The 12,394-nt window shown below is 72.4% G+C and carries 13 protein-coding genes and 1 pseudogene; 7 read left to right on the top strand and 7 right to left on the bottom strand.

The features are described 5' to 3' along the window. Window positions 1-1,143: pseudogene (locus VGD32_RS04785) on the bottom strand (ATP-dependent DNA helicase); the annotation flags it as partial. Window positions 1,144-1,298: 155 nt separating this feature from the next. Further along, on the bottom strand, window positions 1,299-2,162 hold the full coding sequence (locus VGD32_RS04780) for an MBL fold metallo-hydrolase (RefSeq protein WP_331030763.1): 864 nt from the start codon (window positions 2,160-2,162) through the stop codon (window positions 1,299-1,301). A gap of 75 nt (window positions 2,163-2,237) precedes the next feature. On the opposite strand from VGD32_RS04780, the gene VGD32_RS04775 reads away from it, so the two are divergent. From VGD32_RS04775 to pdeM, 5 genes are read left to right on the top strand one after another with little or no spacing between them, the layout of a single operon-like run. Then, window positions 2,238-2,570: a metalloregulator ArsR/SmtB family transcription factor gene (locus VGD32_RS04775; RefSeq protein ID WP_331030762.1), complete on the top strand. Its 333-nt coding sequence runs from the start codon at window positions 2,238-2,240 to the stop codon at window positions 2,568-2,570. Then, on the top strand, window positions 2,567-2,896 hold the full coding sequence (locus VGD32_RS04770; RefSeq protein ID WP_331030761.1) for a rhodanese-like domain-containing protein: 330 nt from the start codon (window positions 2,567-2,569) through the stop codon (window positions 2,894-2,896). The genes VGD32_RS04775 and VGD32_RS04770 overlap by 4 nt, the downstream gene beginning before the upstream one ends. Before the next feature lie 4 nt (window positions 2,897-2,900). Further along, a complete protein-coding gene (locus VGD32_RS04765; protein WP_331030760.1) occupies window positions 2,901-3,680 on the top strand; it encodes a sulfite exporter TauE/SafE family protein in 780 nt (259 codons plus the stop codon). A 30-nt stretch (window positions 3,681-3,710) separates the two neighbouring features. After that, window positions 3,711-6,371, top strand: coding sequence for a ligase-associated DNA damage response DEXH box helicase (locus VGD32_RS04760; RefSeq protein WP_331030759.1), 2,661 nt, complete (start codon window positions 3,711-3,713; stop codon window positions 6,369-6,371). Next, on the top strand, window positions 6,368-7,099 hold the full coding sequence (gene pdeM, locus VGD32_RS04755; RefSeq protein ID WP_331030758.1) for a ligase-associated DNA damage response endonuclease PdeM: 732 nt from the start codon (window positions 6,368-6,370) through the stop codon (window positions 7,097-7,099). The genes VGD32_RS04760 and pdeM overlap by 4 nt, the downstream gene beginning before the upstream one ends. Here the strand turns inward: pdeM and VGD32_RS04750 are convergent. Genes VGD32_RS04750 through VGD32_RS04735 form a run of 4 tightly spaced genes read right to left on the bottom strand, consistent with a single transcriptional unit; the run spans window position 7,096 to window position 10,053 of the window. Continuing rightward, complete coding sequence (locus VGD32_RS04750) at window positions 7,096-7,830, bottom strand: lysophospholipid acyltransferase family protein (RefSeq protein WP_331030757.1); 735 nt, start codon at window positions 7,828-7,830, stop codon at window positions 7,096-7,098. The genes pdeM and VGD32_RS04750 overlap by 4 nt on opposite strands. Window position 7,831: 1 nt before the next feature. Then, window positions 7,832-8,455: a YdcF family protein gene (locus VGD32_RS04745; protein ID WP_331030756.1), complete on the bottom strand. Its 624-nt coding sequence runs from the start codon at window positions 8,453-8,455 to the stop codon at window positions 7,832-7,834. Between the two features lie 9 nt (window positions 8,456-8,464). Next, a complete protein-coding gene (locus VGD32_RS04740) occupies window positions 8,465-9,346 on the bottom strand; it encodes an ABC transporter permease (RefSeq protein WP_331030755.1) in 882 nt (293 codons plus the stop codon). Then, on the bottom strand, window positions 9,343-10,053 hold the full coding sequence (locus VGD32_RS04735; protein ID WP_331030754.1) for a cell division ATP-binding protein FtsE: 711 nt from the start codon (window positions 10,051-10,053) through the stop codon (window positions 9,343-9,345). Before VGD32_RS04735 ends, VGD32_RS04740 begins: the two co-directional genes overlap by 4 nt. A gap of 69 nt (window positions 10,054-10,122) precedes the next feature. Between VGD32_RS04735 and VGD32_RS04730 the strand changes: the two genes are divergently transcribed. Both VGD32_RS04730 and VGD32_RS04725 read left to right on the top strand, forming a co-directional pair. Then, window positions 10,123-11,040, top strand: coding sequence for an MJ0042-type zinc finger domain-containing protein (locus VGD32_RS04730; RefSeq protein WP_331030753.1), 918 nt, complete (start codon window positions 10,123-10,125; stop codon window positions 11,038-11,040). After that, the gene (locus VGD32_RS04725) at window positions 11,033-11,563 is read left to right on the top strand and encodes a phosphoribosyltransferase (protein ID WP_331030752.1); all 531 of its coding nucleotides are present in this window, start codon (window positions 11,033-11,035) and stop codon (window positions 11,561-11,563) included. Before VGD32_RS04730 ends, VGD32_RS04725 begins: the two co-directional genes overlap by 8 nt. 479 nt (window positions 11,564-12,042) lie before the next feature. On the opposite strand, the gene VGD32_RS04720 is transcribed toward VGD32_RS04725, so the two are convergent. Further along, window positions 12,043-12,394, bottom strand: a 352-nt coding sequence (locus tag VGD32_RS04720) for a diaminopimelate decarboxylase family protein (RefSeq protein WP_414644342.1), incomplete at its 5' end; no start/stop codon positions are given.

The following is a 12,394-nucleotide window of genomic DNA, read 5'->3' as shown; positions in this document are numbered from 1 at the left end:
GCTGGCCTGCTGGCTCGTCCCGACCGCGAACAGCCCCGGCAGCCAGCCGGGATAGTCGCCCCCGGTCATGTCGCCGTCGCGGGTGTGCATGGCCCAGCGGCTGGCCAGCGCCATGCCGATCAGGTCGCCGTTCCCCAGCTGGGCCGCCTGCACCATGTCCTGCAGGTTCAGCAGGCACAGGTAGTTCTCCCGCCCCTTGCGCACGACGGTCTTGCGTTTGCGTTCGACCGGATCCGGCCACAGGGCCGCGCTCTCGCGGTCGATCTGCCGCTGCAGGGCGCGGGTGTAGGTCGACACCCAGGCCGCGCCCGAATTCCGCTCGGCCCACAGCGACGCCGGGGCCAGATAGCCCAGCGTCTTGCCCGTGCCCGTCCCCGCCTCGGCCAGCAGCACCCGCGGCCGGCCCTCCTCGTTGCGCGGTGAAAAGGCGAAGGCGGCCTCGGCGGCGTAGTCGCTCTGCGTCGGCCGCGTCTCGTCGAGGCCCGAGGCCTGCAGCAGCTTCTCCAGCCGGATGCGCGCGCTCTCGGAATCGACCGGGGCCGACCCCGCCTCGCCGCGCGGCGCCTCGTCCTCCCACTCCGGCAGGCGCGACCAGGCGTCCAGCCCGGACCCGCGATGCTGCCGCTCCCGCACCGGCTGGTGCTGCAGGGCGCCCAGAACCCGCCAGCCCCACGCCCAGCCTGCCCGCCCCAGCGTCTCGGCCAGGGTGAAGGCGGCCTCCCGGTCGGGATAGGCGGCGTCCGCCAGCTCGCGCAGCAGCCCGTCCGCCGCCCGCCGCAGCGCCTCGGCCTGGGCCTCCGCCCCCTTCGGCTCGCTCTGTCCCATGGCCAGCGCCAGACCGCTCGGCGACGGGGCGCAGAACCGCGCCGGCCGCACGAAGGCGAACAGCTCCAGCACGTCCAGCAGGTCGCCCGACCGCGGCGGCGGCGCCAGCCCCAGCCGTCGAGCGGTCAACGACGCATGCGCCACCAGCACCGGCCCGGTCGTGAACGCCCCCTCGGCCGCCCCCCGCCCGATCTTCCTCGGGCCCCCGTCATCGCAGATCGCCCCCGCCCCCGGCGGCACGGCCAGCGCCGCCGGCAGGGCCAGCCACGTCTCGGCCCCGGTCAGGCCTGCGGAAGAGGGGAGGGTGGAGACGGGCACTGACGCTAGATAGCGCGTTGGGCGGTGAAACGGAACGGGAACATCTTGCCGCGTGGACCTGTCATCCCGGAGCTCTGACGTTCGTCCGCAGCGCCGGCCCCAGCTGCCTCGGCTTCGGCAGGGTGCGTGTTCCCGAGATGGACGGGAACATCAGCCTACAGGGCGTTGACCGGAAACTTCAGGAACCGCTTGCCCGAGGGCTCCGGCGGCGGCAGGTCCCCGGCGCGGATGTTGACCTGCAGCGAGGGCAGGATCAGCCGAGGTGCGGCCAGCCCGGCGTCGCGCGCATTGCGGCGGGCGACGAAGTCCGCCTCGCTCACCCCGCCGCCGACATGGACGTTGGCGCGGCGCTCCTCGCCCACCGTCGTCTCCCAGCCGAACGCCCTGCGGCCGGTCTCCGGCAGGTAGTCGTGGCCGACAAACAGCCGCGTCTCGTCCGGCAGGGCCAGCAGACGCTGGATCGAGCGAAACAGCGTGGCCGCGTCGCCGCCGGGGAAGTCGGTGCGGGCGGTGCCGTAGTCCGGCATGAACAGGGTGTCGCCGACGAAAACCGCGTCGCCGATGTGATAGCTGACGCAGGCGGGCGTATGCCCGGGGGTGTGGATCACCTCGGCCTCCAGTCCGGCGATGGCGAAGCGGTCACCGTCGTCGAACAGGTCGTCGAACACGGCGCCATCAGGCGTCAGGTCGTCCGTTTCGAACAGGTCGGCGAAGGTCTTCTGCACCTCCGTGATGCGCCGGCCGACCCCGATCCGCGCCCCGGTCCTTTCCCGGATGTAGTGCGCCGCCGACAGGTGATCGGCGTGGGCGTGGGTCTCCAGCACCCGCTCGATGCGCAGCCCCTGTTCCGCGGCGGCCGCCAGGATGGCGTCGGCGCTGGCGGTCGAGGTCCTCACCGTCGCCGGGTCGTAGTCCAGCACCGGATCGATGACGGCGGCCACGCCGGCGGCGGGGTCGCTGACCAGATAGCTGATGGTGTTGGTGGCCTTGTCGAAGAAGGCCTGGACGGTCGGCTTCATGGCGGGGCTCCTGAACGGCTGCGGGATTTATATATTAGTCATTGCTAATTTAGCAAGTTCGAATATATAGGCGGCATGAACGGTATGACCCACATCGACCTCGCGCGGTTCGAGGCCAGTGCGACGCAGGCCGCGGCGCTTCTCAAGGCCCTGTCCAACGAGAAGCGGCTGATGATCCTGTGCCGGCTCGGGGACGGGGAACTCCAGGCTGGTGCGCTGTGCCCGCTGGTCGGTCTGTCCCAATCCGCCCTGTCCCAGCACCTGGCCCTGCTGCGCGATGAGGGCCTGGTCGCGACCCGTCGCGAGGGCCAGGCCATCTTCTACCACATCGCCGACCCGGCCGTGGTTCGCGTCATCGCCACCTTGGCCGCCATCTTCAACCCGCACTCCCCGGAGCAAGCGTCATGACGTCCGTCCTCACCCCCCTGTCACCCCATCAGGTCGCCGACCGCCTCAGGAGCGGCCGCGCCGTCGTCGTCGATATCCGCGAGTCCGACGAGTTCGCCGCCGAGCATCTGCCGGGGGCTGTCTCGGCTCCCCTGTCGACCTTCGAACAGGCCGACCTCGGCGTCCAGCCGGGCTGCGAGGTCATTTTCATGTGCCGCAGCGGCGCGCGCACCGGGATGCATTGCGACCGCCTGGCCTCGCGTATCGAGAGTTCCGCCTGTGTGCTGCACGGCGGCCTCAATGGCTGGAAGGCGGCCGGCCTGCCCGTGACCTCCTCCCCGGCCTGAGCCGATGGACCCGATGCTGTGGACCTGGGGCGCGGCGGCGCTCAGCGGCGCCGTGGTCGGCCTGTTCCTCGCCGTGTTCGGTGGGGGCGGGTCGGTGCTGGCCGCGCCCCTGCTGCTCTACTTCGTCGGGATCGGCGACCCGCACGTGGCCATCGGCACCTCGGCGGCCGGCGTGGCGCTCAACGCCATGACCGGCCTGACCGGCCACGCCCGCGCGGGAAGGGTCAAATGGCCCTGCGCGAGCCTGTTCGCCGTCACCGGCGTGCTGGGGGCGCTGGTCGGCTCGACCCTGGCCAAACAGGTCGACGGTCGCAGCCTGCTGCTCTTCTTCGCTCTCGCCATGGTGCTGATCGCCCTGTCGATGCTGCGCAAGTCTCGCAACGAGGGCGACGGCGCGGTTCGCCTCGACCGCCGCCTGACCCTGCGGCTGGCCCCGATGGGCCTCGGCGCGGGCTTCGCCGCCGGCTTCTTCGGCATCGGCGGCGGCTTCCTCATCGTCCCGGGGCTGATGGCGGCCACCGGCATGACGTTGATGCACGCCCAGGCCTCGTCCCTGCTCAGCGTGGCGGTGTTCGGCGCCTCGACCTCGGCCAACTATGCGGTGTCGGGGCTCGTCGACTGGCCGGTCGTCCTCGCCATGGTCGCCGGCGGCGCGTTCGGGACCGCCGCCGGCCTGCCCATCGCCCGGCGCCTCGGCGAACGGGCGCTGCTGGGCCGCCGCCTCTTCGCCGGCCTGATCATCCTGGTCGCCATCTACGTGGCGGTCCGTGCTCTCACCGGATGAAACGGAACGGGAACATGCTATAGGCGCATCGTGACGCCGCCGCCCCCTCCCGCAACGCTTCCGCCGCTCTTCGCCGACTGGTTCGCCTCGCGCGGCTGGACGGCCCGGCGGCACCAGCTCGAGATGATCGCCGCGGCCGGGGCCGGTTCGCACGCCCTGCTGGTCGCCCCGACCGGGGGCGGCAAGACCCTGGCCGGCTTCCTGCCCTCGCTGATCGAGCTCGCCGAACGCGGGCCGAAGCCGGCGACCGGCCCCGGCTCCGGCGTCCACACCCTCTACCTCTCGCCGCTCAAGGCCCTGACCACCGACGTCGAGCGGAACCTGATGACGCCGATCCGCGAGATCGGGCTCAACATCCACGTCGAGAGCCGCACCGGCGACACCAAACAGTCCAAGCGCCAGCGCCAGCGCGACTTTCCGCCCGACATCCTGCTGACCACCCCGGAACAGCTGGCCCTGTTCTGCGCCTGGGACGGCGCGCGCAGCTATTTCGCCGACCTGAAATGCGTCGTCCTCGACGAGGTCCACGCCATCTGGAGCGGCAAGCGCGGCGACCTGCTCTCGCTGGGCCTCGGCCGCCTGCAGAAATACGCGCCCGCCATGCGCCGCGTCGCCCTCTCAGCCACGGTGGACGATCCGGACATGATCGCGGACTGGCTGAGGCCCGGTCTTCCTTCTCCCCTCGGGGGGGAAGGTGGGCGGCGGAGCCGCTCGGATGAGGGGGCTGTTTCCTCATCGCCCCCGCCAGCTGGTCCGGAGCCGGCCTACCCCTCATCCGGCCCTGACGGGCCACCTTCTTCCCCCGGGGGAGAAGGGATCGTGATCGTCCGCGGCGAACCCGGCGCCCCGCCGGTGGTCGACGTCCTCGTCTCCGAGGGCCATGTCCCGTGGGCCGGCCACACCGGCCGGCACGCCATCCCCGAGGTCTATGACGCCATCCGCCGCTCGGGCATGAGCCTGATCTTCGTCAACACCCGCTGGCAGGCCGAATTCGTCTTCCAGTCGCTGTGGGCCATCAACGACGACAACCTGCCCATCGCCCTGCACCACGGCTCCCTCGCCGCCGAGCAGCGCCGCAAGGTCGAGGCGGCCATGGCCCGCGGCGACCTGCGCGCCGTGGTCTGCACCTCGACCCTCGATCTCGGCATCGACTGGGGCGACGTCGACCTCGTCATCCAGCTGGCCGCCCCCAAGGGCGCCTCCCGCCTCGTCCAGCGCATCGGCCGCGCCAACCACCGCCTCGACGAGCCGTCGCGCGCCCTGATGGTCCCCGCCAGCCGCTTCGAGATGCTGGAATGCCAGGCCGCCCGCGAGGCCGTGGCCGAAAACGCCTTCGACTGGGAGCCAGTCCACACCGGCACGCTCGACACCCTGGCCCAGCACGTCATGGGCTGCGCCTGCTCCGAGCCCTTCGCGATGGAGGATATCTACGCCGAGGTGACCGGCTGCGGCCCCTATCGCGGCCTGACGTACGAGCAGTTCGAGGAGGTCGTCGATCTGGTCGCCACCGGCGGCTACGCCCTGCGCACCTATGAGCGCTTCGCCCGCATCGTGCGCGACCGGCAGGGCCGCTGGAAGGTGCGCAACCAGCAGGTCGCCCAGCGCCACCGCATGAACGTCGGGGCCATCGTCACGGCCGCCACCCTCAACGTCCGCGTCGCCTCGCGCCGGGGCCAGCGCCTGATCGGCGGCCGCAAGGTCGGCGAGGCCGAGGAGAGCTATTTCGAGCCCATGGTCCCCGGCGACACCTTCGTCTTCGCCGGTCAGGTCTGGGCCTTCCAGGCCATCGCCGGCATGGACGCCCTCGTCACCCACGCCCAGGACAGCGACCCGAAGATCCCCTCCTGGGGAGGATCAAAGTTCCCCATGTCGCGGTCGCTGGCCGACCGCGTCCGCGCCCTGATCGAGGATCGCGATCACTGGCGCGTCCTGCCGCCCGATGTGCAGGAGTGGCTGGAGCTGCAGGCCGGGAAGTCCGCCATCCCCGACGCGGAGACCATGCTGGTCGAGACCTTCCCGCGCGGCAGCCGCCACTTCCTCGTCGCCTATCCCTTCGCCGGCGGCCTCGCCCACGGCACCCTGTGCATGCTGCTGACCCGCCGCCTCGACCGCCTCGGCGTCGGGCCGCTGGGCTTCGTCGTCACCGACTATTCGCTGGCCGTCTGGTCGATCAAGCCGATGGACGGACTCGACCTCGACGCCCTGTTCGAGCCCGACATGCTCGGCGACGACCTCGAGAGCTGGCTGGAGGAGAGCTTCATGATGAAGCGCACCTTCCGCAATTGCGCCCTGATCTCCGGCTTGATCGAGAAGCGCCAGCCGGGGAACGAGAAGACCGGCCGGCAGGTGACCTTCTCGACCGACCTGATCTACGACGTGCTCCGCCGCCACCAGCCCGACCACCTGCTGCTCAAGACCGCCCGCGCCGACGCGGCCGCCGGCCTGCTCGACGTCGCCCGCCTCGGCCAGCTGCTCGAGCGCATCCAGGGCCACATCAGACACGTCCATCTGGAGCGTCCCTCGCCCTTCTGCGTCCCCGTTCTGGTCCAGATCGGCCGCGAGCGCGTCGGCGGCGGCCAGGCGGCCGAGATGATCCTCGACGCCTCGGCCTACGGCTTCGACGAGGCCGACCTGATCGCCGAGGTCATGGGCCCGGATACGCTCGGGGCGCCGGCGGAGGCCGCCCGGTGAACGCCGCCCTGCGCCAGGCCCTGTCCCCCGCCCGCTGCCCCAGCGGCGGCCTGCGCGTCTCCATCGAGGGCGAGCCCTGCGTGCTGCGCTGCTCCGGCGCCCTGTGGGTGCTCAATCACCGCACTCTCATCGCCGCCGACCTGCATCTGGAGAAGGGCTCGGCCTTCGCCGCGCGCGGCCAGATGCTGCCCCCCTACGACAGCCGCGCCACCCTCGACCGGCTCGAGGCCGAGATCGAGGCCCTGCGCCCCGCGACCGTCGTCCTGCTCGGCGACAGCTTCCACGACTCGAAATCCGTCGCCCGCATGGCCCCCGACGACGCCTCGCGCCTGCACCGCCTCGCCGCCGGCCGCGACTGGATCTGGCTGGAAGGCAACCACGACATCCGCGCCCTCGCCGGCGCGATGGACGCCCTGCCCGGGCAGGTGATCGAAACCCTGTCCCTCGGCGCCCTGGGCCTGATCCACGAGCCGCAGCCGGGCGTCCGGCCGGGGGAGATCGCGGGCCACCTCCACCCCGCCGCCCGCGTCGCCGCTCACGGCCGCGGCGTCCGCCGCCCCGCCTTCGTCACCGACGGCCGCCGCGCCGTCCTGCCCGCCTTCGGCGCCTTCACCGGCGGTCTGGATGTGAGGGACCCCGCCATCGCCGGCCTGTTCGCCGACCCGCCCCTCGCCGCCGCCCTCGGGCGCGACAAGGTCCACGCGCTGGCGTGGGAGACGCTGCGTTAGTCCCGGGACAGGGTGCGAGGGCTTTCGGCGGTCAGGAGCCCGTTCGACGTCCCCTCGATCCGCGCCTCCAGCGCCCCCATGAACTCCGCCCGCTTCAGTCCCGCCGGGATCGCCGGCAGGAACTCATAGACCACCGTCCCCGGATAGCGCCTGAACCCGTGCGCCGGCCAGTGGACGCCCGAGTTGGTCGCCATCGGCACGCAGGGACAGTCCAGGTCCCGGTACAGCGCCGCGATGCCCGGCTTGTAGTCCGGCGCCGCGCCCACCGCGGTTCGCGTCCCCTCCGGGAAGATCAGGATCTGCCGCCCCTGTGCGAAGCGCGCCCGCGCCTGTTTGACCATGTCCTTCAGCGCCTTGGAGTGGGCCGAACGGTCGACCGCGATCATCCCCGTCTTCCACGCGAACCAGCCGAAGAAGGGCAGGGGCCGCAGCTCCTTCTTCATGATGAAGCAGTTGTCGGGCAGCACCGCGAACGGCGCGATCACGTCCAGCATGCTCTGGTGCTTGCCGGCGATCAGGGCCGCGCCGGTCGGCCGGTGCTCCAGCCCGCGGAACTCGACCCTGACCCCGGCGATCCAGCGCAGGCCGAACAGGACGAAGCGCGACCAGCCGCGGATCACCCCCATGGCGAACCGGTGCGGCAGCAGCAGCGCCGGCGACAGGCCGACCGCGAACAGGGCCATGGACAGATACAGCCAGGCGACGAACAGCAGCGAACGCAGGGTAGTCACGTCAGGCGGCCTTCCCGGCCGGCGCGGCCTCCGTCGCCGCCTCGTACTCGCCGCCGCCCACCAGGGCGCGGCCGAGGGCGGCGAGATACTTCATGTACTCCAGCGTCATCCGCCGCGCCGCCGCCGCCGCCCGCCACCAGCGCGAATCGTCCAGCGACGGCGTCTCGACAGCGTAGGGCGTCAGCTCCAGCTCCGGCGCCGCCGCCCGGATCTCCGTCAGGGCGCGGGGCATGTGGTAGTCGGACGTCACCACGATCAGGCTGTCATAGCCCTTGGCGTCAGCCCAGGCGGCGATCTCCTGGGCGTTGCCGATGGTGTCCTCGGCCTCGAAGCCCAGATCGACGCAGCAGTTGAACAGCTTGTTCGAGCCCGGAGTCAGGGCGCGCAGCTCCTGACGCCGCACCTCCCGGTTCACGCCCGAGATCAGCACCCGCTGGCCCTTGTCCTGCTCCAGCAGGCGGATGGCGGCGTTGACGCGCTCGGCCGAAGGGCCGGTCAGGGCCACGATGGCGTCGGCCCGCGCCGGCTCGGCGGCGGGCGTGAATCCGCGCACCCGCTCGGCGAAGGCGAACAGCCCGACCAGCCAGATCAGGACGATGATGGCGATGAAGGTGAGAAACTTCATGGCGTTAACCTAGCGGCGGCCCCGCAATCGCGCCAGCGCCGTCATCCGCGCCGCCACAAGCGCCACCGTAGCGGCCAGCAGCGGGCATGGCGAGAGCATCAGCACGTCGCTCCACGCCAGCGGCAGGGCCGGGGTGACGCCCTCCGCCCCGCCGAGCAGCCTCAGCCCGGCGACGAGCGCCATCGCGGCCACGGCCCCGGCGGCGCCCGCGCCGGCGGCCAGCAGGCCGTAGCGGGTCTGGTACAGGCCGGCGATTCGCCCGTCCGACGCGCCGTTCAGACTCAGGGTGTCGATGATGGTCCGCTGCGCCGCCATGCCCGCCTGGGTCGCATAGACGATGGCCGCTCCGGCCGCGCCGGCCGTGAGCAGGAAGGCGGCGACCGCGAGGGCGGTGATCAGGGCCGCCGAACGCTCGACCTCGCCGCGCCACAGGCTGTGGTCGTCGACGGTGGCGTCGACGCCCGCCTCGGCGAGGGCGCGGCTCAGGCTGACGGCGCTGGCCGGGGCGTCGCGATCCAGCCGCACGGTGACCAGATGGGGCAGGGGCAGGTCGGGCAGGACGGCGTCGCCCACCCACGGCCGCAACAGCGCCTCGGCGGTGCGGCGGTCCATCGCCTCCGCCTCGTCCACGCCGTCCACGCCCGCCAGCGTCTGAGCGGCGCGGGCGGCGGCCTCGGCTCCCGTTTCGCCCACGCGCGGCCGCACCTGCACCGTCGCCTCGGCGCGCAGCTGCCGCGCCCAGCCATGCGCCGCCCGGTCGGCGGCGACGGCCCCCACGGCCGAGAGGCAGGCGAGGAAGCACAGCACGGCGATCACCGCCGCCAGCCACGGCTCTCCGCCGCCGTCGCGCGGCAGTATTCCCGCCCCCCGCGGCGTCAGCCGGCCGATCACGCCTCGCCTCCCATCACCCGTCCGCCCTCGAGCCGCAGCAGCGACGCCCCGGACGTCGCCGCCAGCGTTTCGTCATGGCTGGCGATCAGCACCGTGGTTCCGAGCCGGTTCAGGGACTGGAACAGCTTCAGCAGCCGCTCGCCCATGGCCGCGTCGACGCTGCCGGTCGGCTCGTCGGCGAGGATCAGCTCCGGCCGGTTGACCACGGCCCGGGCGATGGCGAGCCGCTGCTTCTCGCCGCCCGACAGCGTCGGCGGCCGGTCGTCCATGCGGTCGCCGAGCCCGACCCAGTCCAGCATCTCCTCTACGTCGGCGGCGTAGGTCTCGCGCTTCGCTCCCGCCAGCCGCAGCGGCAGGGCCACGTTCTCGAACGCCGACAGGTGGTCCAGCAGGCGGAAGTCCTGGAACACCACCCCCATGCGTCGCCGGAAGCCGGGCAGGGCCGGCCGCAGGGCCTCGACCGCGTCCTCCCCGAACAGCTCCAGCCGCCCGGCCGTCGGACGCTCCGCCAGGGTCAGCAGTTTCAGCAGCGTCGACTTTCCCGCTCCCGACGGCCCGGTAAGGAAGTGGAAAGAGCCGGCTGTCAGGATGAGGTTAACGTCCCGCAGCACGCGTGGGCCGTCCGCATAGCCGAAGCCCACGCCCGAGAGGCGGACGGTGTCGGTCGCGGAGTCGGTCAAGGCGGCGCGGCGGGGCTGGACGGGCATCGATTTTGGGTCAGGACGCGGCCGTTGAGCCGCGACGGGAGGGGGCGGAACGCCTCTCAGTCAGCGCACATGATACTGACCTGCCCGTCCTGCGCCACCAGCTATTTCACCCCTGACGAGGCGATCGGCCCCGGCGGCCGCACCGTGCGGTGCAAGAGCTGCAAACACACCTGGCGCGCCACCCTCGAGGAGCCGCTGGAGCTGTCGGTGTCGCCGCCCGGACGGGAGTCGCCCGGCGCGTCCCGGCGCGACGAGCCGGCTGAAACCGCCGAATCGCTGGCCGAGACCCCGGCGCCCGAACTGCCCCGCGCCTTCCGGGCCCGCGCCGAACAGCAGCGTCGCCTGCGCCGCGCCGCCGCCCACGGCGTCGTCTGGGCCGGCATCGCCTCGGGCTTCGCCGCCCTGCTGGGCGCGGCCTGGCTGTTCCGCGTCGAGGTGGTGGAGATGGCGCCCCGGGCCGCAGCCGCCTACGCCGCCGTCGGCCTGACCGTGAATCCGACCGGGCTCGAATTCGAGGCTGTCTCGGCCCGCGCCGCGCCGCACGACCCCGGCAAGGTGCTGGTCTCCGGCGCGCTCAGGAACGTGCGCGACGACGAGCGGATCGCGCCCCCCGTGCGCGTCGCCCTGCTCGACCGGCAGGGGGCCGAGATCGGCCACGCCGTGGTCCGCATCGACGCCGCCCCGGTCCTGCCCGGCAAGGTCCAGGGCTTCGCGGCCACCATCGCCGACCCGGGCGGCAAGGGCCAGGGCGTCGGCGTGGCCTTCGTGCTGGAGGACGCGGCCCCCGCCCGGACCCCGCCCGCCCGCCCCGCCGCTCCGGCCGTCCATCGCCCCCTGCCCACGGCCGACGTCGGCGGCCTGCGTCCCGCCCTCTCGCCGGGGCCGGTCGAGGCGCTGAACATGCAGCCGATCGACGCCGTGCCCGTCGCGGCGCCCGGGGCTATCGACTCGCACGGGCCCGAGGCGGTATCCGCCTCGCATGGCTGACACCCCGACCCCCACCGTCCTGCTGCCCGAGGCGGAGGTCGCGCGCATCGTCGCCGACCTCGCCCGCCAGATCGCTCCGGTCACCGACGACGAAACCGTCGCCGCGGTGCTGCTGACCGGCGGCCTGTGGTTCGCCGCCGACCTGACCCGCGCCCTGTCGCGGATCGGCCGCAACGTCCGCTTCGACGCCCTGTGGCTGGCCTCCTACGGGGACGAGAAGGAAAGCCGCGGCAAGATCGACGTCTATGCGCCCTTCCAGCGGCCCATCGCCGGCAAGAAGGTGCTGATCCTCGACGACGTCTTCGACACCGGCCTGTCGCTGGCCGAGGCCGTCCGCATCGCCCGCGAGGCGGGGGCGGCCGAGGTTCTGACCTGCGTCTTCGCCAAGAAGCCCTGGCCGCTGCCGCGCGCGCCCGAACCGGACTTCGTCGGCTGGGAAGCCCCCAACCGCTTCCTCGTCGGCTACGGCCTCGACCACGCCGGCGCCCTGCGCGGCCTCCCCGACATCTGCGCCCTGGACTGAGGCTCATTTCACCTCCCCATTCGCGTCAGGCGAATGGGGAGGACAGATCGGCGCGTCAGCGACGATCAGGAGGGGGCGGCGCAGGTGGCGGGAAGCCAGGCCGCCAATCACTCTCCGTCGGCGCCGCCCCCTCCTGGTCGCTGCTTCGCATCGACCTGTCCTCCCCGTCGGCCTTCGCCGTCAGGGAGGTGAATGTGACGCTGTGCTGACAATCCACGGATTAATAGTCGGATTACGCGGAAATCCGCCTGACTTTCCAGACGCATCGGCTTTTCTCGACCCGGTTTCCCCGCCTCAGGAAGCAGCGGGCGCATAATGCGCCATCGTCTGCCCGCCGGTCTTTGCCAACCGAATCCCCGCCGCACCGCCCGAGGCGCGCCGTTATAGACTCTGCCGACTCCGCCCCCGCGAATTTCCGCGACCCTGCCGACACTGCCGACTCTGACACACCGTTTTTTCCGGTTTCACCCGGGTAAAACTCACCGCAGCCAGTCGGCCCCCGGCTCCCGCGCCCACATCTCGTCATAGGAGGGTCGCGCCCGCACCACCGCCCAGCGGGCGCCGTCGACCAGCACCTCCGGGACCAGCGGCCGTGAATTGTATTCGCTCGCCAGCACCGCCCCGTACGCCCCCGCGCCCATGAAGGCGACAAGGTCCCCGGCCTGCACCGGCGGCAGCCGCCGCTCCCGGGCGAACACGTCCGTCGACTCGCAGATCGGCCCGACCAGATCGTAGGCGCCGGCCTCGCCCGCCCGCTCGCGCACCGGCACGACGTCGTGGAAGGCGTCGTACAGCGCCGGCCGCATCAGGTCGTTCATGCCGGCGTCCAGC

The sequence above is a fragment of the Brevundimonas sp. genome, assembly GCF_036402095.1.
Taxonomy (GTDB): Bacteria; Pseudomonadota; Alphaproteobacteria; order Caulobacterales; family Caulobacteraceae; genus Brevundimonas.
This window is presented reverse-complemented; position numbering and strand designations above follow the sequence as displayed.

Excerpts from the sequence above, each read along its gene's own strand:
- VGD32_RS04780 (WP_331030763.1), bottom strand. The coding sequence starts at position 2,162 with ATGAAGCCGACCGTCCAGGCCTTCTTCGACAAGGCCACCAACACCATC.
- VGD32_RS04775 (WP_331030762.1), top strand. The coding sequence starts at position 2,238 with ATGAACGGTATGACCCACATCGACCTCGCGCGGTTCGAGGCCAGTGCG.
- VGD32_RS04770 (WP_331030761.1), top strand. The coding sequence starts at position 2,567 with ATGACGTCCGTCCTCACCCCCCTGTCACCCCATCAGGTCGCCGACCGC.
- VGD32_RS04765 (WP_331030760.1), top strand. The coding sequence starts at position 2,901 with ATGGACCCGATGCTGTGGACCTGGGGCGCGGCGGCGCTCAGCGGCGCC.
- VGD32_RS04745 (WP_331030756.1), bottom strand. The coding sequence starts at position 8,455 with ATGAAGTTTCTCACCTTCATCGCCATCATCGTCCTGATCTGGCTGGTC.
- VGD32_RS04735 (WP_331030754.1), bottom strand. The coding sequence starts at position 10,053 with ATGCCCGTCCAGCCCCGCCGCGCCGCCTTGACCGACTCCGCGACCGAC.
- VGD32_RS04730 (WP_331030753.1), top strand. The coding sequence starts at position 10,123 with ATGATACTGACCTGCCCGTCCTGCGCCACCAGCTATTTCACCCCTGAC.
- VGD32_RS04725 (WP_331030752.1), top strand. The coding sequence starts at position 11,033 with ATGGCTGACACCCCGACCCCCACCGTCCTGCTGCCCGAGGCGGAGGTC.